The organism is Streptomyces sp. NPDC059008 (genome assembly GCF_042749045.1).
GTDB lineage: Bacteria > Actinomycetota > Actinomycetes > Streptomycetales > Streptomycetaceae > Streptomyces.
The window spans coordinates 112,027-138,876 of record NZ_JBHYJC010000018.1; the positions used below are offsets into that span (position 1 = coordinate 112,027).

At 70.7% G+C, this 26,850-nt stretch carries 24 protein-coding genes and 5 tRNA genes; 11 read left to right on the top strand and 18 right to left on the bottom strand.

The window, feature by feature from the left end; all coding sequences use genetic code 11:
• Window positions 1-20 precede the first annotated feature (20 nt).
• The 4 genes from ACFWZH_RS22175 to leuC all read right to left on the bottom strand — a co-directional run bounded on the left by ACFWZH_RS22175 (window position 21) and on the right by leuC (window position 3,221).
• Entirely contained in the window at window positions 21-686 is a 666-nt protein-coding gene (locus tag ACFWZH_RS22175) for an HU family DNA-binding protein (RefSeq protein ID WP_384433741.1), read from the bottom strand.
• Between the two features lie 125 nt (window positions 687-811).
• Window positions 812-1,057: a hypothetical protein gene (locus ACFWZH_RS22180; RefSeq protein ID WP_384433744.1), complete on the bottom strand. Its 246-nt coding sequence runs from the start codon at window positions 1,055-1,057 to the stop codon at window positions 812-814.
• A 136-nt stretch (window positions 1,058-1,193) separates the two neighbouring features.
• The gene (gene leuD, locus ACFWZH_RS22185) at window positions 1,194-1,787 is read right to left on the bottom strand and encodes a 3-isopropylmalate dehydratase small subunit (protein ID WP_384433747.1); all 594 of its coding nucleotides are present in this window, start codon (window positions 1,785-1,787) and stop codon (window positions 1,194-1,196) included.
• A 3-nt stretch (window positions 1,788-1,790) separates the two neighbouring features.
• Complete coding sequence (gene leuC, locus ACFWZH_RS22190; RefSeq protein WP_384433750.1) at window positions 1,791-3,221, bottom strand: 3-isopropylmalate dehydratase large subunit; 1,431 nt, start codon at window positions 3,219-3,221, stop codon at window positions 1,791-1,793.
• Window positions 3,222-3,396: 175 nt separating this feature from the next.
• On the opposite strand from leuC, the gene ndgR reads away from it, so the two are divergent.
• Window positions 3,397-4,113: an IclR family transcriptional regulator NdgR gene (gene ndgR, locus ACFWZH_RS22195; protein ID WP_006602884.1), complete on the top strand. Its 717-nt coding sequence runs from the start codon at window positions 3,397-3,399 to the stop codon at window positions 4,111-4,113.
• A gap of 122 nt (window positions 4,114-4,235) precedes the next feature.
• Here ndgR and ACFWZH_RS22200 read toward each other — a convergent pair whose 3' ends face one another.
• Window positions 4,236-4,715 carry a DUF4188 domain-containing protein gene (locus ACFWZH_RS22200; protein WP_384433754.1) on the bottom strand — a complete coding sequence of 160 codons (480 nt, stop codon included), beginning with the start codon at window positions 4,713-4,715 and terminating at the stop codon, window positions 4,236-4,238.
• Between the two features lie 90 nt (window positions 4,716-4,805).
• Here ACFWZH_RS22200 and ACFWZH_RS22205 point away from each other — a divergent pair, with 90 nt between their 5' ends.
• On the top strand, window positions 4,806-5,453 hold the full coding sequence (locus tag ACFWZH_RS22205) for a MerR family transcriptional regulator (protein WP_384433757.1): 648 nt from the start codon (window positions 4,806-4,808) through the stop codon (window positions 5,451-5,453).
• Between the two features lie 44 nt (window positions 5,454-5,497).
• Here the strand turns inward: ACFWZH_RS22205 and ACFWZH_RS22210 are convergent.
• The 9 genes from ACFWZH_RS22210 to ACFWZH_RS22250 all read right to left on the bottom strand — a co-directional run bounded on the left by ACFWZH_RS22210 (window position 5,498) and on the right by ACFWZH_RS22250 (window position 9,416).
• Window positions 5,498-5,570: transfer RNA gene (locus tag ACFWZH_RS22210), tRNA-Glu, on the bottom strand.
• A gap of 40 nt (window positions 5,571-5,610) precedes the next feature.
• Window positions 5,611-5,682, bottom strand: a tRNA-Gln gene (locus tag ACFWZH_RS22215).
• 16 nt (window positions 5,683-5,698) lie between these two features.
• Window positions 5,699-5,771: transfer RNA gene (locus ACFWZH_RS22220), tRNA-Glu, on the bottom strand.
• A 62-nt stretch (window positions 5,772-5,833) separates the two neighbouring features.
• Window positions 5,834-5,906, bottom strand: a tRNA-Glu gene (locus ACFWZH_RS22225).
• Between the two features lie 21 nt (window positions 5,907-5,927).
• Window positions 5,928-5,999, bottom strand: a tRNA-Gln gene (locus tag ACFWZH_RS22230).
• 88 nt (window positions 6,000-6,087) lie between these two features.
• Window positions 6,088-6,813, bottom strand: a complete 726-nt coding sequence (locus ACFWZH_RS22235; protein ID WP_384433760.1) for an HAD family hydrolase — start codon at window positions 6,811-6,813, stop codon at window positions 6,088-6,090.
• An 84-nt stretch (window positions 6,814-6,897) separates the two neighbouring features.
• The gene (gltX, locus tag ACFWZH_RS22240; protein ID WP_384433763.1) at window positions 6,898-8,379 is read right to left on the bottom strand and encodes a glutamate--tRNA ligase; all 1,482 of its coding nucleotides are present in this window, start codon (window positions 8,377-8,379) and stop codon (window positions 6,898-6,900) included.
• Window positions 8,372-9,145, bottom strand: coding sequence for a fumarylacetoacetate hydrolase family protein (locus tag ACFWZH_RS22245; protein WP_384433766.1), 774 nt, complete (start codon window positions 9,143-9,145; stop codon window positions 8,372-8,374). Before ACFWZH_RS22245 ends, gltX begins: the two co-directional genes overlap by 8 nt.
• Window positions 9,146-9,227: 82 nt before the next feature.
• Complete coding sequence (locus ACFWZH_RS22250) at window positions 9,228-9,416, bottom strand: hypothetical protein (protein ID WP_384433769.1); 189 nt, start codon at window positions 9,414-9,416, stop codon at window positions 9,228-9,230.
• A 593-nt stretch (window positions 9,417-10,009) separates the two neighbouring features.
• On the opposite strand from ACFWZH_RS22250, the gene ACFWZH_RS22255 reads away from it, so the two are divergent.
• The 8 genes from ACFWZH_RS22255 to ACFWZH_RS22290 all read left to right on the top strand — a co-directional run bounded on the left by ACFWZH_RS22255 (window position 10,010) and on the right by ACFWZH_RS22290 (window position 20,325).
• Window positions 10,010-13,642, top strand: a complete 3,633-nt coding sequence (locus tag ACFWZH_RS22255) for a nitrate- and nitrite sensing domain-containing protein (RefSeq protein ID WP_384433772.1) — start codon at window positions 10,010-10,012, stop codon at window positions 13,640-13,642.
• A 9-nt stretch (window positions 13,643-13,651) separates the two neighbouring features.
• Window positions 13,652-14,065, top strand: coding sequence for a roadblock/LC7 domain-containing protein (locus ACFWZH_RS22260; RefSeq protein ID WP_018087200.1), 414 nt, complete (start codon window positions 13,652-13,654; stop codon window positions 14,063-14,065).
• Window positions 14,066-14,168: 103 nt separating this feature from the next.
• On the top strand, window positions 14,169-14,579 hold the full coding sequence (locus ACFWZH_RS22265) for a DUF742 domain-containing protein (protein WP_030087818.1): 411 nt from the start codon (window positions 14,169-14,171) through the stop codon (window positions 14,577-14,579).
• On the top strand, window positions 14,560-15,153 hold the full coding sequence (locus ACFWZH_RS22270) for an ATP/GTP-binding protein (protein ID WP_384433776.1): 594 nt from the start codon (window positions 14,560-14,562) through the stop codon (window positions 15,151-15,153). Before ACFWZH_RS22265 ends, ACFWZH_RS22270 begins: the two co-directional genes overlap by 20 nt.
• A 397-nt stretch (window positions 15,154-15,550) precedes the next feature.
• Window positions 15,551-18,652 carry a nitrate- and nitrite sensing domain-containing protein gene (locus tag ACFWZH_RS22275; RefSeq protein WP_384433779.1) on the top strand — a complete coding sequence of 1,034 codons (3,102 nt, stop codon included), beginning with the start codon at window positions 15,551-15,553 and terminating at the stop codon, window positions 18,650-18,652.
• Window positions 18,653-18,662: 10 nt separating this feature from the next.
• Window positions 18,663-19,076 carry a roadblock/LC7 domain-containing protein gene (locus ACFWZH_RS22280; protein WP_384433849.1) on the top strand — a complete coding sequence of 138 codons (414 nt, stop codon included), beginning with the start codon at window positions 18,663-18,665 and terminating at the stop codon, window positions 19,074-19,076.
• Between the two features lie 84 nt (window positions 19,077-19,160).
• On the top strand, window positions 19,161-19,766 hold the full coding sequence (locus ACFWZH_RS22285) for a DUF742 domain-containing protein (protein WP_384433782.1): 606 nt from the start codon (window positions 19,161-19,163) through the stop codon (window positions 19,764-19,766).
• On the top strand, window positions 19,747-20,325 hold the full coding sequence (locus ACFWZH_RS22290; RefSeq protein WP_073447656.1) for an ATP/GTP-binding protein: 579 nt from the start codon (window positions 19,747-19,749) through the stop codon (window positions 20,323-20,325). Before ACFWZH_RS22285 ends, ACFWZH_RS22290 begins: the two co-directional genes overlap by 20 nt.
• Before the next feature lie 170 nt (window positions 20,326-20,495).
• Here ACFWZH_RS22290 and ACFWZH_RS22295 read toward each other — a convergent pair whose 3' ends face one another.
• From ACFWZH_RS22295 to ACFWZH_RS22310, 4 genes are all read right to left on the bottom strand, one after another.
• Window positions 20,496-21,152 carry a DUF4360 domain-containing protein gene (locus ACFWZH_RS22295; protein ID WP_384433785.1) on the bottom strand — a complete coding sequence of 219 codons (657 nt, stop codon included), beginning with the start codon at window positions 21,150-21,152 and terminating at the stop codon, window positions 20,496-20,498.
• Window positions 21,153-21,424: 272 nt separating this feature from the next.
• Window positions 21,425-21,628 carry an acyl-CoA carboxylase epsilon subunit gene (locus tag ACFWZH_RS22300; RefSeq protein WP_384433788.1) on the bottom strand — a complete coding sequence of 68 codons (204 nt, stop codon included), beginning with the start codon at window positions 21,626-21,628 and terminating at the stop codon, window positions 21,425-21,427.
• 55 nt (window positions 21,629-21,683) lie between these two features.
• Window positions 21,684-23,267 carry an acyl-CoA carboxylase subunit beta gene (locus tag ACFWZH_RS22305; RefSeq protein WP_384433791.1) on the bottom strand — a complete coding sequence of 528 codons (1,584 nt, stop codon included), beginning with the start codon at window positions 23,265-23,267 and terminating at the stop codon, window positions 21,684-21,686.
• A gap of 219 nt (window positions 23,268-23,486) precedes the next feature.
• Window positions 23,487-25,907 carry a polysaccharide lyase 8 family protein gene (locus ACFWZH_RS22310; RefSeq protein WP_384433794.1) on the bottom strand — a complete coding sequence of 807 codons (2,421 nt, stop codon included), beginning with the start codon at window positions 25,905-25,907 and terminating at the stop codon, window positions 23,487-23,489.
• A 255-nt stretch (window positions 25,908-26,162) separates the two neighbouring features.
• Between ACFWZH_RS22310 and ACFWZH_RS22315 the strand changes: the two genes are divergently transcribed.
• Entirely contained in the window at window positions 26,163-26,783 is a 621-nt protein-coding gene (locus ACFWZH_RS22315; RefSeq protein ID WP_384433797.1) for a YceI family protein, read from the top strand.
• Window positions 26,784-26,850: the final 67 nt, after the last annotated feature.

Consider the following 26,850-nt stretch of genomic DNA (forward strand, 5'->3'; position numbering starts at 1 on the left):
CATGGCGTCGCCGCTGCTGATCACCGCTTGCGGGCGGTGGCCTTCTTCGCGGTGGTCTTGCGGGCGGTGGCCTTCTTGGCGGGGGCCTTCTTCGCCGTCGCCTTCTTGGCGGGGGCGGTCTTCTTCGCCGTCGCCTTCTTGGCCGTGGTGGCCTTCTTGGCGGTGGTGGCCTTCTTGGCGGTGGTCGCCTTCTTGGCGGTGGTGGCCTTCTTCGCCGTGGTCTTCTTGGCGGTGACCTTCTTCGCCGTAGTGGTCTTCTTCGCCGCCGCCTTCTTGGCGGTGGTGGCCTTCTTCGCGGCGGCCTTCTTGGCGGTGGCCTTCTTCGCGGCGGCCTTCTTGATGGCCGCGCCGCCGGTCAGGCTGCCCTTGGGGGCCTTCTTGACGGCGACCTCGCCACCCTTGGGGAGCTTCTTCGAGCCGCTCACCAGGTCCTTGAAGCCCTGACCGGCGCGGAAACGCGGCACCGAGGTCTTCTTGACCCGCACGCGCTCACCCGTCTGCGGGTTACGGGCGTAACGGGCCGGACGGTCGACCTTCTCGAACGAGCCGAATCCGGTGACCGAAACACGGTCGCCGGTGACAACTGCGCGGACGATTGCGTCCAGTACCGCGTCGACCGCGTCCGCGGCGTTCTGGCGGCCGCCGAGCTTGTCGGCAATGGCTTCTACGAGCTGCGCCTTGTTCACGTCTTCCCCTTCGGAGACATTGCTGGAACGAAAGTTTCCAAGCTTTTTCGCACGTTAGGCAGATATATACCGCAAATCAAACACGAAACGGGCTAATCACCCTTGTGCCGCAACGAACTCGACCTTCACGGACTTCCGTCGGCGTGCACATCTTCGGGATAACGACCTTCGTCGAGGTCTTCCATGAACCACTCCAGACGCCTTGCCGCGTCCGCAAGATCGTGTTTAGCCGCGGCCGTGATGACGAGCAGCTTCCGGTTCAGCGCCATCCGTACGCCCTCCGGGACTTGCAGTGTCCGCACTCTTGCGTGTGCGTCCTTGAGACGGTCGGCGACGAGACCGTAGAGCTTGAGTTGGTCGTCGCGTTCCATGCGCTAATTGTGCCATCTGCGGCGAGTTGTCGCTTCACGGGGCCTCAACGCCGGCCTGGACAAGCAGATGCGCCCCCTGCCAACTGCACAGGGGGCGCATCGTACGCAATATGGCTTTGAGCCATAAAACCCGAGGTCAGACCTCCATCGTACGCGGCTTGAACGACGGCCGGTTCGCCTCGTACGCCACGATGGACGGCTCCTCCCGAAGGGTGAGGCTGATGTCGTCCAGCCCCTCCAGCAGACGCCAACGCGCGTTCTCGTCCAGCTCGAAGTCGGCGGTGACGCCCTGCGCGCGGACCTGCCGGTCGACCAGGTCGACGGTCACCTCGGCGGTCGGGTCGGCCTCCACCAGCTGCTGCAGCCGGTCCACGGTCTCCTGCGGCAGGACCACCGTCAGCAGGCCGTTCTTGAGGGAGTTGCCGCGGAAGATATCCGCGAAACGCGAGGAGATGACGGCCTTGAAACCGTAGTTCTGCAGCGCCCAGACGGCGTGCTCGCGCGAGGAGCCGGTGCCGAAGTCGGGGCCGGCGACCAGCACCGTGGCGCCCTTGTACGCCTCCTGGTTGAGGACGAACTCCGGGTCCTTGCGCCAGGCCTCGAACAGCCCGTCCTCGAAGCCGTCGCGGGTGACCTTCTTCAGCCAGTGGGCCGGGATGATCTGGTCGGTGTCGACGTTGCTGCGGCGCAGCGGGACGGCCCGACCGGTGTGCGTGGTGAAAGCTTCCATGGTTCAGACTCCCGCGGGCGTGGCGACGGCGACGTCGGACAGGTCGGCCGGTGAGGCCAGATGGCCGAGAACCGCCGTCGCGGCGGCGACCTGCGGAGAGACCAGGTGGGTGCGGCCGCCCTTGCCCTGACGGCCCTCGAAGTTGCGGTTGGAGGTGGACGCGGAGCGCTCACCGGGCGCCAGCTGGTCGGGGTTCATGCCCAGGCACATCGAGCAGCCCGCGTGCCGCCATTCGGCGCCCGCCGCGGTGAACACCTTGTCCAGGCCCTCGGCGACGGCCTCCAGGGAGACCCGGACCGAGCCGGGAACGATCAGCATCCGTACGCCGTCGGCGACCTTGCGGCCTTCCAGGATCGCGGCCGCGGAGCGCAGGTCCTCGATGCGGCCGTTGGTGCACGAACCTACGAAGACGGTGTCCACGGTGATCTCGCGCAGCGGCTGACCCGCCGTCAACCCCATGTACTCCAGGGCCTTTTCGGCGGCCAGTCGCTCCGAGGCGTCCTCGTACGAAGCCGGGTCGGGGACGCTCGCCGAAAGCGGCGCGCCCTGGCCGGGGTTGGTGCCCCAGGTGACGAACGGCGACAGCGAAGCGGCGTCGATGTGCACCTCGGCGTCGAAGACCGCGTCGTCGTCGGTGCGCAGCGTCTTCCAGTACGCGACCGCGGCGTCCCAGTCCTCGCCCCGGGGGGCGTGGTCGCGGCCCTGCAGGTAATCGAAGGTGGTCCGGTCGGGGGCGATCATGCCGGCCCGCGCGCCCGCCTCGATCGACATGTTGCAGATGGTCATCCGGGCTTCCATCGACAGCTTCTCGATGGCCGAGCCGCGGTATTCCAGGACGTAGCCCTGGCCGCCGCCGGTGCCGATCTTGGCGATGATCGCCAGGATCAGGTCCTTGGCGGTGACGCCCTCGGGCAGCTCGCCGTCGACGGTGATCGCCATGGTCTTGAAGGGGGCCAGCGGCAGGGTCTGGGTGGCCAGGACGTGCTCGACCTGGCTGGTGCCGATGCCGAACGCCAGGGCGCCGAAGGCTCCGTGGGTGGAGGTGTGGCTGTCACCGCAGACCACCGTGGTGCCGGGCTGGGTCAGGCCCAACTGCGGTCCCACGACGTGGACGACGCCCTGCTCGACATCGCCCAGCGGGTGCAGCCGGACGCCGAACTCCGCGCAGTTCTTGCGCAGCGTCTCCAGCTGCGTGCGCGAGACCGGGTCGGCGATCGGCTTGTCGATGTCGAGGGTCGGGGTGTTGTGATCCTCGGTGGCGATGGTCAGGTCCGTCCGGCGCACCTGGCGGCCGGCCTTGCGGAGGCCGTCGAACGCCTGCGGGCTGGTGACCTCGTGCAGCAGGTGCAGATCAATGAAGAGGAGGTCGGGCTCGCCTTCCGCGCGCCGGACGACATGGTCGTCCCAGACCTTCTCCGCGAGTGTCCGTCCCATCGCTTTCCCTCCGGCCGGCCGCTGTGCCGGCCTTGCTCGTCCATGCGCGGGTGCCCGCAGAAGTCCCCCTGCCGGGCCTTACGCCGGGCCCTGGTCGAGGGCCACACCTACAGACTGACGACTTCCCTGGAAAATTGAACTTGCGTTTCACACTGTGAGACGTGAGTATCGTTGCATGGACAACTCTAGCGGCGTCGGCGTTCTCGACAAGGCAGCTCTGGTTTTGAGCGCCCTGGAGTCCGGTCCGGCCACCCTCGCCGGGCTGGTCGCGGCGACAGGGCTTGCACGACCCACGGCCCACAGGCTGGCCGTGGCTCTGGAACACCACCGGATGGTGGCGAGGGACATGCAGGGCCGGTTCATCCTGGGCCCGCGGCTCTCCGAGCTGGCCGCGGCGGCCGGCGAGGACCGGCTGCTGGCCACGGCCGGACCGGTACTCACCCACCTGCGCGATGTGACGGGCGAAAGCGCCCAGCTCTATCGGCGGCAGGGCGACATGCGCATCTGCGTGGCGGCGGCGGAACGGCTGTCCGGACTTCGGGACACCGTCCCGGTCGGCTCCACGCTCCCCATGAAGGCGGGCTCGGCCGCCCAGATCCTGATGGCCTGGGAGGAGCCGGAGCGGCTGCACCGCGGCCTGCAGGGCGCGCGCTTCACGGCCACCGCCCTGTCCGGCGTACGGCGCCGCGGCTGGGCCCAGTCGATCGGTGAGCGCGAGCCGGGCGTGGCCTCCGTCTCCGCGCCCGTGCGCGGCCCCTCCAACCGCGTGGTAGCCGCCGTCTCGGTCTCCGGACCGATCGAGCGGCTGACCCGCCACCCGGGCCGGATGCACGCCCAGGCGGTCATCGACGCGGCGGCCCGCCTCTCCGAGGGCCTGCGGCGCAGCGGCTGAGGCGCCCCGCGTCGGCATGCACCGGGGCAGGGGCCGCTGTCGGTTGCGGTCACGACGCCGAAAGGGGCGGCCCGTACGGATGATCCGTACGGGCCGCCCCTTTCGGGCTCTACCGCCGCGCCTCAGGCCCCCAGCCGCTCCGCCGCCCGCTCCCCGCGGCGGCCCACCGGCACCACACCGCGGGCCCGCCCCAGCCCGTGCGGCGGCATATGGGCGTAGATGGTCTCGTAGGAGCCCGCCGGCACGACGTAGGTCTCGTGCCAGATGCCGACCTCGCCCCGACCGGCCCGCGCCCGTCGGTTGAAGGCGGCCCAGGCCGGCCGGTGCTCGCCGCCCTGGTCGCTCGCGTACGCCAGCAGCTTCTCCTTCGACTCCCAGTACTGCAGGACCGAGAAGTTCCGCAGCCCCGGCAGGACGCGGAAGCCGAGCAGCCCCCGCGCCGGATCCTTCGCCAGCTCCTTGATCATGCGCGGCATCGCCCGGAACACCGGCAGCCAACTGCGCACCGCCCGCCAGTTGTTGATCCGCATCCCGATGAGGAAGACCACCACCTCGTCGGTGCCGTCCGCCGTCATCCGCCCCTGCACCGGCTTACCACCCATGACAACCCCCTTCGTCACGCCGCTCGACGTTGGATAGCGTCGCTATCCATGCTTGGATAGTGCCACTCTCTAATGAAGGGCGCAAGGGTCATGCGACTGGCAGAGCTCAGCGAGCGCAGCGGGGTGTCCACCGCCACGATCAAGTACTACCTGCGCGAGGAGCTGCTGCCTCCGGGCCGCCGGATCACCGCCACCCAGTCCGAGTACGACGAGGAGCATCTGCGGCGGCTGCGGCTCGTCCGGGCCCTGATCCAGATCGGCCGGGTGCCGGTCAGCACCGCCCGCGAGGTGGTGGCCGCCGTCGAGGACGACTCCCGCGACCAGCTCTCCCGCCTGGGAACGGCCGTCGAGGCGCTTCCGCACGGCCCGGAGCCCGACGAGCGCGATCCCGCGACGGACCTCGCCCGGCGCACCGCCACCGAACTGCTCGAACGCGTCGGCTGGCGCTTCGGGCTGGCGATCGCCGGCCGCGCCGGGGCCTTCCGGACACTGGTCGCCGCCATCGCCGCGCTGCACCGCCTCGGCTACCCGTGCGACGTCTCGGATCTGCTGCCCTACGCCCACTCGGCGGCCGGGCTCGCGGTGAGCGACCTGGACCTGGTCGAGGAGTACGGGACCCCGACGGAGCGGGTGGAGGCGGCGGTGGCCCTGACCGTGCTCTACGAGCCGGTGCTGCTCAGCCTGCGCCGGCTGGCGGAGGCCGAGGAGTCCAACAAGCGCTTCGGCGACGGCCCTTGACGCGGAAAGGCCCCCCGCATGACGCGGAGGGCCTTCCTCTTCTGTACCCCCGACCGGATTCGAACCGGCGCTACCGCCTTGAGAGGGCGGCGTGCTAGGCCGCTACACAACGGGGGCAAGTTTTCTTGCAGTTGAGCCTGTCCGAGGACACGCTGCGCTGGGCTACCAGGACTCGAACCTAGACTAAATGAACCAGAATCACTCGTGCTGCCAATTACACCATAGCCCATGGTGGTTTAGACCAGTACCCCCGACCGGATTCGAACCGGCGCTACCGCCTTGAGAGGGCGGCGTGCTAGGCCGCTACACAACGGGGGCCCTAGCGATCCTGCATGAGTGACAGTGGGTGCGACCCGGACTGTCTCCCTGGGAAGGATCTGTACCCCCGACCGGATTCGAACCGGCGCTACTGCCTTGAGAGGGCAGCGTGCTAGGCCGCTACACAACGGGGGCTTTGCAGATGAGCTCTGCGAGCTGGCCTACCAGGACTCGAACCTAGACTAACTGAACCAGAATCAGTCGTGCTGCCAATTACACCATAGGCCATCAAAGCGCAACCCCCCTCGGGGGGTCTGATTTGATCTGCGCCTCCCGGCCGGACCTTTCGGCCCTCTCGGGCGGCGCAGGAAGAACATTACCTGATCGTGGACGGGGCTCCAAAACCGATAACTCCGCGCAACAGCTCGGGGAGCTCCGCCAGGCTCGCGATGCGCCGGATGCCGGGTGGCAGCTCCTCGCCGCTGTCCGTACGGTCCAGCCATACGGCGGTCAGCCCGGCGTCCCGAGCGCCGAGCGCGTCGATGTCGAGCCGGTCGCCGACGTAGACGACCTCCTCGGGTGCCAGGCCGAGCGCCTCGCAGGCGCCCGTGAAGGCCTCGGGGGCGGGCTTGGCGTGCCCCAGCTCGTCGGCGCACAGCACGGCCTCGAAGCGGGCGCGGATCCCCAGGGCGGCCAGCTTGCGCTCCTGGTTGGCGGAGGAGGAATTGGACAGCACCGCCTGGCGGACCAGCGGCGCCAGCGCCTCCAGGGCGGGCGCGGAGTCCGGGAAGAGCACCCAGGACGCTTCGTAGTGCGCGACGTACCGGGCGAACCAGGCGTCCGCCTCGTCGTCGGTCAGCTCGGTGCCCAAAAAAGTCCGGGCGCGCCCCCTGCGATGGTCGAGGAACCCCACCTCACCCGCGAGGAAGCGGGCGAACTCGGTCTCCATGGCGGCGCGCCAGCGCGCCAGCGCCGCCTCCTCGCCGCCGTACGCGGCCAGCAGCCCCTCCGCCCGGAGGTGGCGCAGCGCACCGGCGCGGTCCGACCCGGTGTAGTCGAAGAGCGTGTCGTCGATGTCCCACAGGACGGCGCGAAGGGGCATACCGGCAATCTAGCGGAGCGGTCCGGGTACGCCTCGGGCCCGGAAACGCCGTGCGGCGTCCGGGCCCGAGGGGTGCCTGTGAGGTCAGCCGGCCAGCTTGGCCAGGGCCGCGTCGATGCGCTGGAGGGTGCGCTCCTTGCCGAGGACCTCAAGGGACTCGAAGAGGGGCAGGCCGACCGTGCGGCCGGTGACGGCCACCCGGACGGGGGCCTGCGCCTTGCCGAGCTTGAGTCCGTGCTCCTCGCCGGCGGCGAGTACGGCCTCCTTGAGGGGCTCGGGGCCGGCGCTCCAGTCGGCGGCGTCGAGCTTGGCGCGGGCGGTGGTCAGCAGGGCGACCGGGTCGCCCTTCATCGCCTTCGTCCAGGACGCCTCGTCCTCGACCGGCTCCTTGCGGAAGAGGAAGTCGACGTTGGCGGTGATGTCGGAGAGCACCGTCAGGCGGGTCTGGGCGTGCGGGGCGATGGACTGCCAGGCGGCCTCGTCGAAGTCCTCCGGGGCCCAGTTGGCGAACGGGGCCTTCAGCCAGGGCTCACAGGCCTTGACGAAGTCCTTGACGTCCAGCTGCCGGATGTGGTCGGCGTTGATCGCCTCGGCCTTCTTCAGGTCGAAGCGGGCCGGGTTGGCGTTGACGTCCGCGATGTCGAACTTCTCGATCAGCTCCGACACCGAGAAGATGTCCTGGTCGGCGGAGAAGGACCAGCCGAGCAGCGCAAGGTAGTTCAGCAGGCCCTCGGGGAGGAAGCCGCGGTCGCGGTAGAGGTTGAGGGAGGCCTGCGGGTCGCGCTTGGAGAGCTTCTTGTTGCCCTCGCCCATGACGTAGGGCAGGTGGCCGAAGGCCGGGATCTCCTTCGCCACGCCCAGTTCGATCAGGGCCCGGTAGAGGGCGATCTGGCGGGGGGTGGAGGAGAGCAGGTCCTCGCCGCGCAGGACGTGGGTGATCCCCATCAGGGCGTCGTCGAGGGGGTTGACCAGGGTGTACAGCGGGGCGCCGTTGGCGCGCACGATGCCGTAGTCCGGAACGTTCTCCGGGGTGAAGGTCAGCTCGCCGCGCACCAGGTCGGTGAAGGTGATCGGCTCGTCGGGCATCCGGAAGCGGATGATCGAGGTGCGGCCCTCGGCGTCGTACGCGGCCTTCTGCTCGGCGCTCACCTCGCGGCACGTGCCGTCGTAGCCGGAGGGCCGGCCGGCCTTGCGGGCGGCGTCGCGGCGCTCGTCGAGCTCCTCGGTGGTGCAGTAGCAGTGGTAGGCGTGGCCGGCGGCCAGGAGCCGGTCGGCGATGTCCCGGTAGATGTCCATCCGCTGGGACTGGCGGTACGGCGCGTGCGGGCCGCCGACCTCGGGGCCCTCGTCCCAGTCGAAGCCGAGCCAGTGGAAGGAGTCCAGCAGCTGGTTATAGGACTCCTCGGAGTCGCGGGACGCGTCGGTGTCCTCGATGCGGAAGACCAGGGTGCCCTTGTTGTGCCGTGCGTAGGCCCAGTTGAACAGGGCCGTACGGATCAGGCCGACATGGGGGTTTCCGGTCGGGGAGGGACTGAAACGGACGCGGACGGGGGTCGCGTTAGCCACGCTTGATCACCTTGTTGGTGAGAGTGCCGATGCCTTCGATGGTGACGGCGACCTCGTCGCCGACGTTGAGGGGGCCGACCCCGGCCGGGGTGCCCGTGAGGATGACGTCGCCGGGAAGCAGGGTCATCGCCTCGGTGATGTGGACGATGAGGTCCTCGATCGGGCGGACCATGTCGCTGGTGCGGCCGAGCTGGCGCTGTTCGCCGTTGACCGTGCACTGGACCGCGAGGCCCGCGGCGACGTCCTCGGGGGTGAGCCCGGTCTCGACCCAGGGGCCGAGCGGGCAGGAGCTGTCGAAGCCCTTGGCCCGGGCCCACTGCTTCTCGCGCCGCTGGACGTCGCGCGCGGTGACGTCGTTGGCGCAGGTGTAGCCGAGGATCACGTCCTTGGCGCGCTCGCGGGGCACCTCGCGGCACATCCGGCCGATGACGACGGCGAGCTCCGCTTCGTGGTGCACCTCCTCGGAGAAGGAGGGGTAGGCGATGGGGTCGCCGGGGCCGATCACCGAGGTGGACGGCTTGAAGAAGGTGACCGGCACGTCCGGGACGTCGTTGCCCAGCTCGGCGGCGTGTTCGGCGTAGTTGCGGCCGATGGCCACGACCTTGTTGGGCAGGACGGGCGGCAGCAGCCGGACCTTCTCTAGGGGGACCTTCTGCCCCGAGCGCTCGAATTCCGCGAAGGGGTGCCCCTTGATGACGTCGAGTTCGTCGCCCTCGACGACGCCGAAGCCGACGTTGCCGTCGATGGAGAATCTGGCGATGCGCACGGGTTGCCGCTGCCCCTCATTGATCACTGGCCGGAGTTGACACTCCAGGCTATCGCGGGGCCGCGGCCCGTCCGCTGCGCGATTACGCCGGGACGCCCTGCTCGGGCGCGACCATCAGGACCGTGCGGCGGGGGTTGGCGGTCTGCTGGGGCAGCTCGACGGTGTGCTCGGGGACCTCGGGGGCGGCGCCGAGCTCGTCGGCGTCCGTGAGGTGGGCCAGGGTGGTGCGCCGCGGATTGGCTATGTTGCGGAACATCATCGTCGTCTTCACTGCTGCACGCCTCGCGATTGTCAAAGGGTCGGAAAGGGGTTGCGGAAAGCCGTCTTGTCGTTTCCGGCAACCGTGTAAAGCGTCAGGCTATGCGCGCTATTCCCTGCGAAGTGATGGAGAACTCGACGATCTTCCTGTGAGTTTGCTCACGAACTGTGTGACAAATGCCGCATTCCACTTGATCAACATCCTTGGGCGAATCGGACAATGGCGGATTGAACCGCACGTTCCGCTCCCGATCACCGCACCTGGGACAGCAGGTGAGGGCGATCGACTCGCGGACAAAAGTCCGTTATCTACCACCGAAACCTCTACAAGTCGTGACGTGGTCCGTACATTGCGTCACCCATGTCACAGCGAGCGCCTCCGCTCTTGTTGGAGATCCTGCACTGTGCTGGAATTCCACGGACCGCCGCACGTTTCAGCCGGCGCGCAGGGCGCAAAGTGGCGCCGCGCGGTGGTGCCGCTCTCTCGGCCAGAGGGGGCAGCCCGCCGGTCACTCACGACCGCCTTGGGGGACTTAAGCGGTCCCCTATTACGACTCGACACCGTCCCGCCGAGGTGGGACGCCTGGTCCAGAGGTTGCGACGCTAGTGCAGGGACGTTTCAAGAGGGATGGCAGCGCTGCGGCGGACCCGGAGCTCCGCGGCGGGACCGACCGCGGCTCCTCGCCCCAGCGCGCCCAGAGCAACGGTTCCGTCGGGGGCACACTGCCCGTCGACGGAGGCAGCCAGGCGCCGGGCGGCGACGCCGCGGACAGCGGCAAGCCCACCGGCTCGAAGGGCGGCCCCAGCGGCCCCGGCTCGCGAATAGCGCTGCGCAACTGGCGCATCAGTACCCGCCTGGTCTCCCTGCTCGCGCTTCCCGTCGTCGCCGCGACCACGCTGGGCGGCATGCGTATCGGCACCCAGCTGGAGAACATCGACCAGCTGGACAAGATGCAGCTGCTCACCGAGATGACCCGGCAGGCGACCGAGCTCGCCGACGCGCTGCAGGTGGAGCGGGACAAGTCGGCCGGTCCCCTGGCCGGCAGCGGCAACGTCAAGGACGACGCCAACGTCGTCGCGCCCCGCGAGGCGACCGACCGCGCCAAGCTGTCGTTCAACCAGGCCACCGACGACATCCGGGGCCAGGACGCCACGATGGCCGGTGTCCGTGCGACCGTCCTGGAGATCACCCGCCAGCTCAACACCCTCAACGAGATCCGCGCCAACGCCTACCAGGACGAGGGCAACGCGGCGCGGACCGTCACCAGCTACAACCAGCTGATCACCTCGCTGCTGTCGCTCTCCCAGGACATGGCGCAGGCGACCAGCAACCCGGAGATGATCGGCTCCACGCGTGCTCTGGCGGCGTTCTCGTCGGCCAAGGAGTACGCGTCGATGCAGCGCGCCCTGATCAGCGCCGGCCTCGCGCACCCCGGCGGCCCCGAGCTGTCCTCCAACGACCGGCTTGCCGGCCGCAACGCCGAGGACAGTGAGAGGTCCTTCGGCGACCGCTTCCAGCCGATCTACGACAGCGTCGCCGGCGCGGGCAAGGCCAACGCGCTCACCCGCGGTCTCGACGGCAACAACGACGAGATCAAGGCCGCGGTCGCCTTCGCGCACCGCGCCTTCGCCAGCGGCTCCGGCATCCGCAGCCAGGACTACCGCTACCTCGACTGGTACGACTCCGACACCGTCAAGATCGACGAGATGTCGCGGATCGAGACCACGCTGCTGTCCGAGATGGAGCAGAAGTCCCGCGAGCTGCGCAACGAGGCCACGCAGGACGCGATCATCAACGGTGCGGTGATCCTGCTCGTCCTCGGCGTCTCGCTGGTCGGCGCGTTCGTCGTGGCGCGGTCCATGGTCCGCTCGCTGCGCCGGCTCCAGGACACCGCGCAGAAGGTCGCCCAGGACCGGCTGCCCGAGCTGGTCAAGCAGCTGTCGGAGTCCGACCCGCAGGACGTGGACACCTCCGTCGAGTCGGTCGGTGTGCACAGCCGGGACGAGATCGGCCGGGTGGCCGCGGCCTTCGACGACGTGCACCGCGAGGCGGTCCGCCTCGCCTCCGAGCAGGCGCTGCTGCGAGGCAACGTCAACGCGATGTTCACCAACCTCTCGCGCCGCAGCCAGGGTCTGATCCAGCGCCAGCTCTCGCTGATCTCCGAGCTGGAGTCGCGCGAGGCCGACCCCGACCAGCTGTCCTCGCTCTTCAAGCTCGACCACCTCGCCACGCGTATGCGCCGTAACGGCGAGAACCTCCTGGTCCTCGCGGGTGAGGAGCCGGGGCGCCGGTGGACGCGGCCGGTTCCGCTGGTCGACGTGCTGCGCGCCGCGGCCTCCGAGGTGGAGCAGTACGAGCGGATCGAGCTCAACGCCGTTCCGCAGACCGAGGTCGCCGGCCGGGTCGTCAACGACCTCGTGCACCTGCTCGCCGAGCTGCTGGAGAACGCCACCTCGTTCTCCTCCCCGCAGACCAAGGTCAAGGTCACCGGTCACGCGCTGCCCGACGGCCGGGTGCTGGTCGAGATCCACGACACCGGCATCGGCCTGTCCCCCGAGGACCTGTCGGCGATCAACGAGCGGCTGGCCAGCCCGCCGACCGTGGACGTCTCGGTGTCCCGACGGATGGGTCTGTTCGTGGTCGGCCGCCTGTCCCTGCGGCACGGCATCCGCATCCAGCTGCGGCCCTCCGACTCCGGCGGCACCACCGCCCTGGTCATGCTGCCGGTCGATGTCGCCCAGGGCGGCAAGAAGCCTGCGCCCAGCAACGCCAAGAGCGGTTCCGACGCCGGCGGCGCGCCCTCCAGCCGGCTCGCGGGGCTCCAGCCGCGCGGTCAGGTCGGGGCGGGTCCGGCGGCCGGCCAGCGCCCCGCGCTGCCCGCTCGCGGGGGTCCCGGCGGCGCACCCGGTGCGTTCGGTTCGCCGGCGCCCGGCGGCCGTAGTGGTGCTCCCGGCGCGGGCGGCCCGAACGCCTCCGCGCCGACCGGCGCCCGCCCCGGTGGCGCACGCCCGCTGCCCACCCGTGGTGCCGACGGCGGCCCGGCGTCCACCGTGGCGCCGCCGACCGGCGCGCCGCGCCGCGAGGAGCGTCCGCAGCTGCCGCCGCGCAGCGCCGCGGCCGAGCTGCCGGGCGCCTCGCCGGCCGGCGGTCAGGGCGGCCAGGACGGCCGCGGCGGTCAGCAGCCGGGCGGTACGAGCTGGGGTGCGCGCCGTGAGCGCGGCGGCTCCGACGACTGGCCGCTGGCGCCCCGCCAGACGCAGGACCAGCCGCGCGGCCACGAGGAGCCGGAGAGCACCGGCAGCTTCGAGCGGCCCGCGCCGAGCGGCGGCCCCGGCGACACCGCCGCGTTCGCCCGGCCCGACTTCTCCGGCCCGCCGCCCGCCACGGACGCCCCGCAGGGCGGTCGCCCGGCCGGCCGTGGCCCGGCGGCGAACGGTTCCGGTACGACCGGCCAGTTCGCGCGTCCGGACGGCGACACCGGCCAGTACGCGCGCCCGGACAGCGACACCGGCCAGTACGCGACCGGTGAGTTCCCGCAGCCCGCCGAGCCCGACCCGTACGAGACCGGACAGCTCGACGCCCGCCAGTTCCAGCGGCCGGACGCCGAGCCCGCCCCGTACGCCGAGGAGCGGCAGAACACCGGCCAGTTCCCGCAGCCGCAGCAGCCCCGGCAGCCGCAGGACCGCGGTGCGCTGGACGGCGATGTGCTCGGCGGCGCGGACGCCGGTCCCGGGGACGGCCGTACGCCGATCTTCGACACGATCGAGTCCAACTGGTTCAGCCACCCGGCGGCCGCCGCCGCGGGTGTGCCGCAGCAGGGCGCCGACACCGCCGACGCGGCGCCGCTGCCGCGCCGCGGGTCCGCGCAGGACGCCGGTGCCCGACGTGAGGCACCGGTCGACGCCGGGCGCGAGGAAGCGCCGGCCGACCCCGCCGCGCAGTGGCGCTCCTCGCCGAACGACGAGACCTGGCGGCAGGCGGAGCAGATCCGCCAGCCCGCCTCGGGCGGTGTCACCACCTCCGGGCTGCCCCGGCGGGTCCCGCGTGCGAACCTCGTCGCGGGCACCGCGCAGCAGCAGCAGTCCCACCAGAGCGGTCCTCAGGTCTCGCGCGCGCCCAGCGATGTGCGCGGCCGGCTGACCAATCTGCGTCGGGGTATCCAGCAGGGCCGGCAGGCCGGGACGTCGACCACCGGCACCCACGGCACCGTCGATCCCACTCACCAGCAGGAGCGTTAGTTGAGTCCGATGAGCCAGGCGGCGCAGAATCTGAACTGGTTGATCACCAACTTCGTGGACAACACCCCCGGGGTGTCGCACACGGTGGTGGTCTCCGCGGACGGGCTGCTCCTCGCGATGTCCGAGGGCTTCCCGCGCGACCGTGCCGATCAACTCGCGGCGGTGGCCTCCGGGCTGACCTCGCTGACCTCCGGCGCCTCCCGCATCTTCGAGGGCGGCACGGTGAACCAGACCGTGGTGGAGATGGAGCGGGGGTTCCTCTTCATCATGTCCGTCTCGGACGGATCGTCGCTGGCCGTGCTCGCGCACCCCGAGTGCGACATCGGTCTGGTCGGCTACGAAATGGCCCTGCTGGTCGACCGAGCGGGAACGGTGCTGACGCCGGACCTGCGCGCCGAACTGCAAGGCAGCCTGCTGCACTGAGGCGCCCGCAGCGCCCCACGCCCAGCACCCCACCATCCATTCGTGCCGCCACCCCCCACCGGCCCAACCCGACGACAGACACCCTGTCCCGTCCGGAGGACCCATGACCCCGCCACCTGCCACTTCCGGCCCGTACGGCGCCTACAGCCAGGCGCCGTACGGGAGCGAAGGTGATCAGCCGCTGGTGCGCCCGTACGCCATGACCGGGGGCCGAACCCGGCCGCGCTACCAGCTCGCCATAGAGGCGCTGGTCAGCACGACCGCCGACCCCTCCCAGCTGCCCGGGCTGCTGCCCGAGCACCAGCGCATCTGCCACCTGTGCCGCGAGGTGAAGTCGGTCGCCGAGGTCTCGGCGCTGCTGCACATCCCGCTGGGTGTGGCGCGGATTCTGGTCGCGGACCTGGCGGAGGCCGGGATGGTGGCGATCCACCAGCCCGGCGGCAGCGGTGAGGCCGGCGGCACGCCGGACGTGACCTTGCTGGAGAGGGTGCTCAGTGGACTTCGCAAGCTCTGACAGCGGCTTCTCCGGGGGCACGGCGCGCGCCACCACCTCCGCGAAGATCGTGGTGGCGGGCGGCTTCGGCGTGGGCAAGACCACGTTCGTCGGCGCGGTCTCGGAGATCAATCCGCTGCGTACCGAAGCGGTGATGACGTCCGCTTCGGCGGGGATCGACGATCTCAGCCACGTCCAGGACAAGACCACGACGACCGTGGCGATGGACTTCGGCCGGATCACGCTGGACCAGGACCTGATCCTGTACCTCTTCGGTACGCCCGGTCAGGACCGCTTCTGGTTCATGTGGGACGACCTGGTGCGCGGCGCCATCGGCGCGGTGGTCCTCGTCGACACCCGCCGGCTCGCGGACTGCTTCCCGGCGGTCGACTACTTCGAGAACAGCGGCCTGCCGTTCGTCATCGCCCTCAACGGCTTCGAGGGGCACCAGCCCTACACGCCCGACGAGGTCCGTGAGGCGCTGCAGATCGGTCCCGGAACTCCCATCATCACCACCGACGCCCGGCACCGTAGCGAGGCCAAGAGCGCGCTCATCACGCTGGTCGAGCACGCGCTGATGGCCCGCCTGCAGTAGGGCCGCCCCAGGGCCCGCGCCGTCCGGCGCGGGCCGTGCGGAAGTCGGCTTCCGTCGGTCCGGTGCGGTGCGCCGGGCCGGTTCCCGGCGTGCGCGAATGGATCTGTGTCCTTCGACACGCCGACAAATTTGCTTCATAACGTTTCGACAGTGAATCGTCGGCGTTTCGACACCCCATGCGCATGCCTGGCTTCGCTGCGCGCACAGAGCGCCTGCATTTTGGCGCGGCTCGCCCTTAACGCCCCTTTTATCTCAGGCGCTTCCGGCCCTCCTCCGGCTTTGTCCAGTGTTTGGAACGCACCGCCCTGACGTGCTGAAATTCGCTGAACTCCGGAGTAGGAACGCCCAGAAGAAACGGCACAGCAGGTAGTGCCGGCGCCGAGAGGTTGTTGGTCGAGTGAGGCGAAGCAAGTCGAGCCCCGAGCCGCAGGAGCCGCGGCGGGGCAACTTCACCCCGCCACCCAGAGGTGGCGTACCGGCTGCCGACGCGTCCGAGAACACGGTCGCCAAGCCTCCGGTGAGCGGCGGTAAGTACTCCCCGCGCAACTGGCGCGTGGCGACCCGCCTGAACGCCATTCTGCTGATCCCGGTGCTGGTCGCCCTGGTCCTGGGTGGCCTGCGGGTGGACAGCTCGCTCACCACCTGGCGGGACGCGCAGGACGCGGAGAACACCGCGAAGCTCGTTCGCGCCGCGCTTTCCTACAGCAACGCCCTGATCGACGAGCGGGACCGCACCGCGGCGCCGCTGCTCCAGGGCAAGAAGGACGACCCGGTCGTGCAGCAGGCGCGGGACGCCACCGACGCCGCCGCCGACGCGTTCCACCAGGCCGCCAAGGCCATGCCGGACAAGCCGGGCCTCAACCGCCGGCTCGCCTCGTTCGAGAAGGCCGAGCCCAAGCTCCAGCAGCTGCGCGCGGCCGCCTTCACCTCCAAGCTGCGCGGCGTGCAGACCGAAGAGGGCTATGTCGAGGTCCAGCACCCGCTGATGGAGTTCGCCAACGAACTCGGCCTGGGCACCGGCAACATCACCTCCTACGGCCGTACCGTCTACGCCGTCGCGCTGGCCAAGGCCGCCGTGTCGCTGCAGCGGTCCATCGGCACCCACCTCCTGGTCGACCCGGCGTCCCCGCAGGGCGGCAAGGAGCACAAGCTGCAGCTGACCGCCTTCGCGTCGTACCGCTACCTGGAGGGCATCGCCATCGGCGAGTACACCTCCGGCGGCACGCCCGAGGACGTCGCGCGGCTCAAGAACGACGCGGCGGCGCTCAAGCAGGCCGCCCAGCAGAAGATCGCACGTGCAAAGGAACAGGCGCAGGCCGCCAACCAGCCCTTCCGCACCCCGCCGTCGATCGACCAGATGTCCACCTTGATCAGCACCGGCGCGGCACCGGAGGCGCTGAGCCCGAAGGGCATCACCTCCGACGGCTACTTCACGGCCGCAACCGGCAAGTTCAACATGTACCGGTCCATCGAGAAGGACCTGGCGAACAAGGCCGTGGACGAGGCCGCGCAGATCTCCGCCGACGCCCGCCAGTCCACCTTCGTCGACTCCGCGGTCGTGCTGGCCGCCCTGATCATCGCGTTCGTCGTGGCCGGGCTGATGGCCCGCCGGATGAGCCGCAACATGCGCCAGCTGCGCAACGCCGCCTTCGGTGTCGCCGAGCAGCGGCTGCCGATGCTGGTCGACCAGCTCTCGCGGACCGACCCGGGCCGGGTCGACACCCGCGTGACGCCCATCCCGATCGCCACCACCGACGAGATCGGCGAGGTCGCCCGCGCCTTCGACCAGGTGCACCGCGAGGCCGTCCGGCTCGCCGCCGAGCAGGCACTGCTGCGGGGCAACGTCAACGCGATCTTCACCAACCTCTCCAGCCGCAACCAGGGCCTGATCGAGCGCCAGCTGGAGCTGATCACCGACCTGGAGAACAACGAGGCGGACCCGGACCAGCTGGAGAGCCTCTTCCGGCTGGACCACCTCGCCACGCGTATGCGCCGCAACGGCGAGAACCTCCTGATCCTCGCCGGCGAGGAGCCCGGCCGCCGCTGGAACCAGCCGGTGCCGCTGGTGGACGTGCTGCGCGCGGCGATCAGTGAGGTCGAGTCGTACGAGCGAATAGACCTCACCGGCGTCCCCGAGAGCGAGATCCACGGCACCGCCGTGACCGACCTCATCCACCTGCTGTCCGAGCTGCTGGAGAACGCCACCACGTTCTCCTCCCCGCAGACCAAGGTGCGGGTGGCCGCGACCCGGCTGCCCGACGGCCGGGTGATGATCGAGATCCACGACAAGGGCATCGGGCTGACCCCCGAGGACTTCGCGGACATCAACCACAAGCTGGCCAACCCGCCGAGCGTGGACGCCGCGATCTCGCAGCGCATGGGCCTGTTCGTGGTCGGCCGGCTGGCCGACCGGCACGGGATCCGGGTGCAGCTGCGCCCCTCCGGCGAGCAGGCGGGCACCACGTCCCTGGTCATGCTGCCCGAGGCGATCACCCACGGCGGTGGCGGCGAGGAGCAGTTCGAGGACGACTTCACGGTCTCCCGGATCGTGCCCGAGCACCAGCACCCGTCGTACGACAGCCAGCAGCGCACCGCCGCCGAGCTGGGCTTCGACGACAGCCGCTACAGCCTGCCCGAGGGCGCCGACCTGGACATGGTGGGCCGCTCGCTGATGCGCGAGGAGCGCCGGGCGGCCCTGGAGGCCCAGGCGGGCGGCGAGCAGCCGGCCGACGGCCAGGGCGTGGCCAACCCGCTCTTCCGCGACCAGGCCTCGTCCACCACCGGTTACCAGGACTTCCCGTCCCAGGATTTCGCCCCCCAGGCGTATGCGGAAGCCGATCAACCGCTCTACGACGACCGGTCGCACGGCAACCAGGCATTCGGCGATCCGCACCCCGCGGAGACCACCGGCCAGCAGCCATACGTCTCCCACGAACCGGCACAGCCGGACGAATGGGCCGAACGCCCCGCATTCGAGGGCTACTTCGGGACCGAAGCGGAATCTGACCGGAATACAACTGCCGCTCCCGCTGAAGCCCCTGAGCGCGTACCATTCGAGCGTCCGGGCCCCACACCGAGCGACGCCCCCTCGCTGACGGACGTCGGCCTTCCGCGCCGCGGAGGCCGCGACCAGCAGGTACCGCAGGTTCAGCAGCAACGGGGCACGCCGGAGACCGGCCAGGACGGCTCGGACTGGCGCAGCTCCAACGACGAGCGCTGGGAGCGGGCGGAGCGGCTGCGCGAGCCGAAGGCGGGCGGAGTCACAGCCTCCGGCCTCCCCCGGCGAGTGCCCAAGGCCAACCTGGTCGAAGGCGCCGCGGAGCAGACCCCACAGGGCGGCCCCCAGGTCTCCCGCGCCCCGGAGGACGTCCGCGGCAGGCTGAGCAACCTGCGCCGCGGTGTCCAGCAGGGACGCAGCGTCGGCACGGACCCCTCCGGGGTCCCCCAGAATGACCAACAGGGCTTCGGCCCCGGCAGCACCTACGATCAGGAGCGTTAGTGTGAGCCCGATGAGCCAGGCGGCGCAGAATCTGAACTGGTTGATCACCAACTTCGTGGAGAACACCCCTGGGGTGTCGCACACGGTCGTGGTCTCCGCGGACGGTCTCCTCCTCGCCATGTCCGAGGGCTTCCCTCGGGACAGAGCCGATCAGTTGGCGGCGGTGGCCTCCGGGCTGACCTCGCTGACCTCCGGCGCCTCCCGCATCTTCGAGGGCGGGAGTGTCAACCAGACCGTGGTGGAGATGGAGCGCGGCTTCCTCTTCATCATGTCCGTCTCGGACGGATCGTCGCTGGCCGTGCTCGCGCACCCCGAGTGCGACATCGGTCTGGTCGGCTACGAAATGGCCCTGCTGGTCGACCGTGCGGGTAGCGTCCTGACGCCGGACCTGCGCGCCGAACTGCAGGGAAGTCTTCTCAACTAACAGACAGGCAGTGCGTTTCCCGCCCCCGCGCCATATGGTTCGGTGGCGCGACCGGCGTCAGACAGGCAAGTTGGAGGAGGAGACGTGGCAACGCCCCCTAGCGGATACCCGTACGGTTCCGGGCAGGAGTCCGGACCTGTGGGCGAGACCCATCACAACCGCTTCAACTTCCCGTCTGCGCCGAGCCGCCGGCCGCAGCGGCCCCAGCCGCCGCAGCCACAGCAGCAGCAGCCCCGGCCGTACGGCTCCCAGCCGTACGAGCCGTCGGTGTACGACGAGCCGCAGGCGCCGCGCATCCAGCCGGTGCAGCCGCAGCGGCGTGCACCCGAGCCCTCCCCCACCGGCGCGAACAACCCGCTCGTTCGCCCGTACGCCATGACCGGAGGCCGGACCAGGCCGCGCTACCAGCTCGCCATCGAGGCGCTGGTCAGCACGACCGCCGACCCCTCCAAGCTGCAGGGCCAGCTGCCGGAGCACCAGCGCATCTGCCACCTCTGCCGCGAGATCAAGTCAGTTGCCGAGATCTCCGCGCTTCTCTCCATCCCCCTCGGCGTCGCCCGGATCCTCGTCGCCGACCTGGCGGAGGCCGGACTCGTCGCCATCCATCAGCCCGGCGGGGACGAGACCGCCGGCGGACAGCCAGATGTGACACTGCTCGAAAGGGTGCTCAGTGGACTTCGCAAGCTCTAGCGGTGCAGCCCGCTCCACCACCTCCGCGAAGATCGTGGTGGCGGGCGGCTTCGGCGTGGGCAAGACCACGTTCGTCGGGGCCGTCTCAGAGATCAATCCGCTGCGTACCGAAGCCGTGATGACCTCCGCCTCCGCGGGGATCGACGACCTCACGCACGCGCCGGACAAGACGACCACGACCGTGGCGATGGACTTCGGCCGGATCACGCTGGACCAGGACCTGATCCTGTACCTCTTCGGTACGCCCGGTCAGGACCGCTTCTGGTTCATGTGGGACGACCTGGTGCGCGGCGCCATCGGCGCGGTGGTCCTGGTGGACACCCGCCGCCTGGCCGACTGCTTCCCGGCCGTCGACTACTTCGAGAACAGCGGCCTGCCGTTCGTCATCGCCCTCAACGGCTTCGACGGGCACCAGCCCTACACGCCCGACGAGGTCCGTGAGGCGCTGCAGATCGGCCCGGACGCGCCGATCATCACCACCGACGCCCGGCACCGCAGCGAGGCCAAGAGCGCGCTCATCACGCTGGTCGAGCACGCGCTGATGGCCCGCCTGCGCTAGTCGAGGCCGTCCCTGGGCCCCAGGGACACCACAGCGCCGCGTACGGGCTCCCCGTGCCCGCCCGCGCCGTACGAAAGGCCCCCACACCTCCTGGGTGCGGGGGCCTTCGTCGTGCCCGGCCGCGGGCCCGTACGCGGCCGTGTGCGGGCCCGGCGGACGGCTCGGCGGCGTCACCGGCGCGCGGGGCACTCCTTCCAGGCGAAGTGGTACACGGTGTTGATGCTGCCGTCGGTGGAGTCCATGGCCATGAAGCTGGTGGCCCTGGGGTCCGCGGACTTGCCGTCCACCCGGAGCTCGGTGTTGATGTTGAAGTAGCGCTCCTCACCGCAGGGCGCGTACACCAGGGCGTCGATGTCGGTCTCGTCCGACGTCTGCCAGTTGTTGTCGTAGGGGCCGGTGAAGGAGTGGCTCTTGCGGGCCGTCTCCTGCTGGCCCTGGAAGTAGTAGTTCGCCTGCTCCAGTCCCTTGGCGCCGGAGGCCAGGGAGGCGTAACCGCGGTAGTCGGCCCGGGCGATGGCGTAGGTGAAGCCCTGCGGGACATGGACGTTCAGGGCGATCTGGCAGTTCTTGCGGGCGTCGGTGGGCTTGCTGGAGCCGCCCGCCTGGGCGAGGTACTCGCTGTAGGTGACGGTGAAGGCGGTGTTGTCGGGGGCGATGGCCACCGCGGCGCTGCCGGGTCTGCAGCCCGATCCGTTGACCGTGGCGACGGTTATGGTGATCTTTCCGGTGGGCGGTTCGTCGCCGACGCGTGCCGGCGAGGTGGGGGATGCCGATCCGGCGAGGAGCAGGGATGCCACTGCGGCACCAGCACCGAGCGTGCTGAGCATGGGCACTTCCTTCCGGTCGTCCTAGGGCCCGCGGGGCGGGAACACCAGGAGTGGATGACGAGCGCATGCCAGCACGGGGATCTCGGCTTGAACAGCTCTGCTCCCGATGATTGGGGCGAACCTACGCCTTGATTCGGACGCCGACTGCCGAACCGGAACACCGCGGCCGATAGACGACCAAGACGCACATCACGGCGGTCCGGGGCGGGCGGGTCCGAAAACGCCGAGGGGCCCCGCGATCGTGCGGGGCCCCTCGGTCACTTCCGGGTCGTTCAGCGCTGCCAGCTGGTGGCGCCGTGGAAGCCGCTCTGGCGCTCCAGGCGGCGCCAGCGGGCGGCGGTGGCGCGCGGGCCGGCCGGGGCGGCCGGCCGGTGGGCGGCGCGGGCCAGGAGGACGGCGGTCAGGGCGGCCAGCTCTTCCTCGCTGGCCTGGCCCTTCTCCACACGGATGGAGTCGGTGCGATGGGCAGGGTTCACGGTGTCTTCTCCGTCGTCGCGGTGGGCGTGGTGCCGGGTGCGGTGCGGGATGGGGCTACTGGGGCGGGTTGCCGTGCTTACGGGCCGGCAGGTCCGCGTGCTTGGTGCGCAGCATGTCCAGGGCGCGGATGAGGGTGTGGCGGGTGTCGGCGGGGTCGATGACGTCGTCGACCAGACCGCGCTCGGCCGCGTAGTACGGGTGCATCAGCTCGGACTTGTACTCCTTGACCATGCGGGTGCGCATGGCCTCGGAGTCGTCCGCCTCGGCGATCTGCTTGCGGAAGATGACGTTGGCGGCGCCCTCGGCGCCCATCACCGCGATCTCGTTGGTCGGCCAGGCGTAGGTCAGGTCGGCGCCGATGGACTGCGAGTCCATGACGATGTACGCACCGCCGTAGGCCTTGCGCAGCACGATCGAGATCCGCGGGACGGTGGCGTTGCAGTAGGCGTAGAGCAGCTTGGCGCCGTGCCGGATGATGCCGCCGTGCTCCTGGTCGACACCGGGCAGGAAGCCCGGGACGTCCAGGAGGGTGATGATCGGGATGTTGAAGGCGTCGCACATCTGGACGAAGCGGGCGGCCTTCTCGGACGCCTCGATGTCCAGCACACCGGCCAGCGACTGCGGCTGGTTGGCGATGATGCCCACCACCTTGCCGTCGAGCCGGCTCAGCGCGCAGATGATGTTGGTCGCCCAGCGCTCGTGGACCTCCAGGTACTCGCCGTCGTCGACGATCTCCTCGATGACCTTGCGCATGTCGTACGGGCGGTTGCCGTCGGCCGGGACCAGGTCCAGCAGCGCGTCACCGGAGCGGTCGGCGGGGTCCTCGCAGGCGACCGTCGGCGGGTTCTCGCGGTTGTTGGCCGGCAGCAGGGAGAGGAGGTAGCGGACCTCCTCCAGGCAGGTCGCCTCGTCGTCGTACGCGAAGTGCGCCACGCCGGAGGTCTCGGCGTGCACATCGGCGCCGCCCAGGCCGTTCTGGGTGATCTCCTCACCGGTCACCGCGCGCACCACGTCGGGGCCGGTGATGAACATCTGCGAGGTCTCGCGGACCATGAAGACGAAGTCGGTCAGGGCGGGGCTGTAGGCCGCGCCGCCCGCGCACGGGCCGAGCATGACCGAGATCTGCGGGATGACCCCGCTCGCCTTGGTGTTGCGCTGGAAGATGCCGCCGTAGCCGGCCAGGGCGGAGACGCCCTCCTGGATGCGGGCGCCGGCGCCGTCGTTGAGGGAGACCAGCGGGGCACCGGCCTGGATGGCCATGTCCATGATCTTGTGGATCTTGGTGGCGTGCGCCTCGCCGAGCGCACCGCCGAAGATCCGGAAGTCGTGCGCGTAGGTGAACACGGTCCGGCCGTGGACGGTGCCCCAGCCGGTGATCACGCCGTCGGTGTAGGGCTTCTTGGCCTCCAGGCCGAAGCCCGTCGCCCGGTGCCGCCGCAGCGGCTCGACCTCGTTGAACGAACCCTCGTCCAGCAGCAGCTCGATCCGCTCGCGTGCCGTCAGCTTGCCCTTGGCACGCTGCGCTTCGGTCGCCCGCTCGCTGGGTCCTCGCCGGACCTGCTCACGGATGGCGTGCAGCTCGGCGACACGCCCGCGGGCGTCGGTGGCGCCGGCGGGCAGATCTTCGACAGTGGTCATGTATCGACGGTACGTGTGCGAGGCGCCGCACACCGATGTCGGTTTCGTACAACGTCCCACGCGTTTTGGTGGGCAGGCAGTACAGAACCGTCCTGTACCCGGCCTGCGTCCCGGCGTCCGTTCGGGTGGTGGGAGCGCTCCTGCTCTGTATGGGCCCGACAAACGACAGCGCAGGGATGTTGTCTTGACCGGCGGTGGGAGGGGGCGGGACGGGCCCGGTCAGCGCAACCGCACCGTGCAGACGTGGGTGGCGCAACTCCTGCCGGGGGCCAGGCGCAGTCGCAACGACCGCCCCGTGGCCAGCACCTCGATCGCCGGATCGTGGGCCGACACCGCGCGCACCGGCCGCGACCAGGTGATCTCCAGCGTATCGCCGGAACGGTCCGGGGCGGCCACGCACAGCCGGGCCGTCCGCCCCCCGGACCGTCGCTCGCGCACCAGCACGCTCGCCGGACCGCTGCTTTCGAGCGGCCCCGCCCGGCCGGCCCGCCAGAAGTTGGCCGCCGTTACGCCGAGCGGGTGGACCGCGATCGCCTGCCGGGCGGCGTCGTTGGCGAGCACGGTCAGCCAGCGCCGGTCGGCGGCCCGCCGCGCGACGGCGGCGGGGGTGGCGCCCGGCATCAGGAGGTAGGCGTAGTGGGCGTCGGCCGGATCGGTGCCGTGGTCGTGCCAGAGGGTGAGGTAGCGGCGGGTGAAGGGCTGCCGGGAGGAGGTGGCGTTGATGTCGTGCCAGGAGCCGGTACGGGACTCGCGCAGCGCGTTCAGGGCGGCGCCGCCGGGGGATCCGGGAAAGACCCAGCCGCCGTGCCCGGCGAGGTGGGCCCAGCGGGCGCGGCCGAAGGAGAGGCGGTGGCCGAGCGCGGCGGTCTGGGCCACGCCGTCGACGGTGAGCGTCTGGGTGCCGTACTCGCCCAGGCAGCGGTTGTCGACGACGGTCTCGGCGGGCACGCCGTCGCCGGAGCTGATGCCGGCGCCCAGGCAGACGACGCAGTCGGCCAGCGCGAACCAGGACTTCCGGGCGGTGAGGGTCGAGGACAGGCCGCGCAGGTCCTGGCCGATGGCGGCGAACTCGCCGTCGGTGGTGCCGCCGACCCAGCGCGCGGTGGGCTTGGGTTCGCCCCAGCCGCCGCCCTCGTTGTCGGCGAGCCGTTTGGTGGACACGGTGGTTCCGGGGAGCCGGTAGGGGTCGACGGTGGGCCAGAAGGCGTCCGTGTACTGGTCGCCCCCGAAGTCCGCGCCCCACCAATAGAGCATGCCGGCGCCGGTGTGCCAGCCCCGCGGGTTCTCGCCGTTGCCGTTCTCGTAGTACGTGATGCGGTCGGAGGCCATGGCCAGGCCCGCGGCCCAGCCGGGGCGGCGGTGCACGGCGCGGTCCATGGCCGGGAAGAGGCGGTGCCCCACGGGCTCGGGGGCGGCGGCCACCGGACCGTCGGCGATCTTGTGCAGGCGGGCGAGGTCGGCGACGCCGTACTGCCGGTCGGTGCGGACCGGCAGTGTGGTGTCGCGGGCGATCCAGCCCTTGACCATGCCGTGCCAGCGCGCCCGCTCGGCGCTGCTCGCGGCCTCGGCGAGCAGCGCCACGGCGGCGATCAGCGCATGCCCGTGGTAGTGGTCGCTGCGCATCACCCGCCGCTCGTCGCCCTGCAGATAGCCGCGGCTGACGGCGCGCCCGTTGACGCTGTCCATCATCAGGCCGTTGTGGAGCAGCGGGGCGTACGCGTGCTCGACGCTGTCGAAGATGATCTGCCGGGCCGGGTCGGTGATCCGCCAGGGCGAGTCGCCGAGCAGGGTGAACAGCCGGCCCAGGCCGTCGAGCAGGACATAGCCGTAGGTGCCGGAGTAGGCGACCCAGGAGTGCTGGACGAAGGAGCCGTCGGCGTAGAGGCCGTCGCCCTCGGTGACGTAGGGGAAGACCGGTGAGAGGGCGTCCCGGGCCAGTGCGATCTTGGCGGGGGCGCGGCCGAGGACGCCGCGCAGCGCGACCACCCGGCACAGGTCGACGCGGTTGGCGCCGGTGCTGGTGCCGCTGTAGTCGCCGAGCATGGTGTCGGGGACGAAGTGGTCGACGGCGGCGAGGCAGCGGTCGCGCAGAGCGCCGGGCAGGCGGTCGCCGAGGATCGCGAGGGTGTCGAGGAGGAGTCTGGGGCTGCCGATCTGCCACTCCCACCAGTTGCCGTAGCGGGTGGTGCCGGCGCGGTAGACGGTGGCTTCGAGGTGGTCGAGGCCGGCGACCAGGCAGTCGACGAGATCGGTGTCGCCGGTGCGGCCGGTGCCGGGCTGGGCGTAGGCGTGGGCCATGGTGCACAGCCGGTTGTAGCTCCGGGTGATGCCGGACGGCGGATCGTAGGGGCAGTCGTCCCAGAGCGAGCGGGCCGCCGGACGCATCGCCGACCGGTAGGTGGCCGCGAGGTCGCCGGTCTCCTTGAGCACGGCGGCATACGGCGGCGCGGTGGGGTCGAAGCCGGTGCCGAGGGCCAGCTCGCACCAGCGGGCCCGGAGGGCGGCGTAGGCATCGACGGGGGCGGCGCTCCCGGTGTCGGCGGCCGCGGGCCGGGCGGCCGCGAGGCCGAGCGCGCCCGCGGCGGAAGCGGTGAGAAATCCTCGGCGTGACCAGGCGGACGGAACGGGGTCGAGCGGCACGGTCGGTCCTCTCCATGGCGTCAACTGGGGTGTGGCGCTGCGCACTTGGGAGTTCCCGATGGTCTAGCACGGGCTCCCGGACAGCGGCAATGACCGTGCCGCAACGCCGGCCACCACCCGCCCGGCGGAACCCGGCCCGCGCACCCCGGTCGAACGAACCCACCACCACAGAGGTTGAAAGTTGAACTAGATGCGGTTACGGTGAATCTCGTTGAACGTTAAACAACACTGTTGATCCGTCCCGGAGGAGGAGCCATGGCTCTGTTCACCCGCAAGCGCACCGCCGACACCGCCGCCCCTGCCGCCCTCGTCGAGGCGGACCCCGCGCTCGCCGCGCTGACCGGCGACTACACCATCGACCCGGCGCACAGCAGCATCGGCTTCACCGTCCGGCACGCCATGGTCACCAACGTCCGCGGCGCGTTCGGCGAGTACGAGGGCGCCCTCAGGCTCGACGGCGCCGACCCCGCCCGCTCCACCGCGTCCCTCGACGTCAAGATCGCCAGCATCGACACCGGCATCGCGGACCGCGACGGCCATCTGCGCAGCGCCGACTTCTTCGACGCCGAGACCTTCCCGCTGATGACCTTCCGCAGCACCGCCGCCGAGCGGGTGGCCGGCGACCGCTACCGCATCACCGGGGACCTCACCCTCCGGGACGTCACCAAGCCGCTCACCATCGACCTGGAGTTCAACGGCTCGGCCACCGACGTCTACGGCGCCGAGCGGGTCGGCTTCGAGGGCAGCACCGAGATCCTGCGCTCCGAGTGGGGCCTGACCTGGAACGCCGCGCTGGAGACCGGCGGTGTGATGGTCAGCGACAAGGTCAAGCTCACCTTCGACATCTCCGCGGTCAAGGCGCCCGCGCAGGCCTGACCGCCCGCCGCACCGCACCACGGCCCCGCGCCGGCCCCTCCCCCGAGGGCCGCGCGGGGCCCCGGTC

What these genes read in the sequence shown, in the direction of transcription:
- ACFWZH_RS22305 (WP_384433791.1), bottom strand. Translation starts at nt 23,267, where the DNA reads ATGACCACTGTCGAAGATCTGCCCGCCGGCGCCACCGACGCCCGCGGG.
- ndgR (WP_006602884.1), top strand. Translation starts at nt 3,397, where the DNA reads ATGGACAACTCTAGCGGCGTCGGCGTTCTCGACAAGGCAGCTCTGGTT.
- ACFWZH_RS22235 (WP_384433760.1), bottom strand. Translation starts at nt 6,813, where the DNA reads ATGCCCCTTCGCGCCGTCCTGTGGGACATCGACGACACGCTCTTCGAC.
- ACFWZH_RS22205 (WP_384433757.1), top strand. Translation starts at nt 4,806, where the DNA reads ATGCGACTGGCAGAGCTCAGCGAGCGCAGCGGGGTGTCCACCGCCACG.
- ACFWZH_RS22260 (WP_018087200.1), top strand. Translation starts at nt 13,652, where the DNA reads ATGAGCCAGGCGGCGCAGAATCTGAACTGGTTGATCACCAACTTCGTG.
- ACFWZH_RS22280 (WP_384433849.1), top strand. Translation starts at nt 18,663, where the DNA reads ATGAGCCAGGCGGCGCAGAATCTGAACTGGTTGATCACCAACTTCGTG.
- ACFWZH_RS22180 (WP_384433744.1), bottom strand. Translation starts at nt 1,057, where the DNA reads ATGGAACGCGACGACCAACTCAAGCTCTACGGTCTCGTCGCCGACCGT.
- ACFWZH_RS22315 (WP_384433797.1), top strand. Translation starts at nt 26,163, where the DNA reads ATGGCTCTGTTCACCCGCAAGCGCACCGCCGACACCGCCGCCCCTGCC.
- ACFWZH_RS22295 (WP_384433785.1), bottom strand. Translation starts at nt 21,152, where the DNA reads ATGCTCAGCACGCTCGGTGCTGGTGCCGCAGTGGCATCCCTGCTCCTC.
- leuC (WP_384433750.1), bottom strand. Translation starts at nt 3,221, where the DNA reads ATGGGACGGACACTCGCGGAGAAGGTCTGGGACGACCATGTCGTCCGG.
- leuD (WP_384433747.1), bottom strand. Translation starts at nt 1,787, where the DNA reads ATGGAAGCTTTCACCACGCACACCGGTCGGGCCGTCCCGCTGCGCCGC.
- ACFWZH_RS22200 (WP_384433754.1), bottom strand. Translation starts at nt 4,715, where the DNA reads ATGGGTGGTAAGCCGGTGCAGGGGCGGATGACGGCGGACGGCACCGAC.
- ACFWZH_RS22265 (WP_030087818.1), top strand. Translation starts at nt 14,169, where the DNA reads ATGACCCCGCCACCTGCCACTTCCGGCCCGTACGGCGCCTACAGCCAG.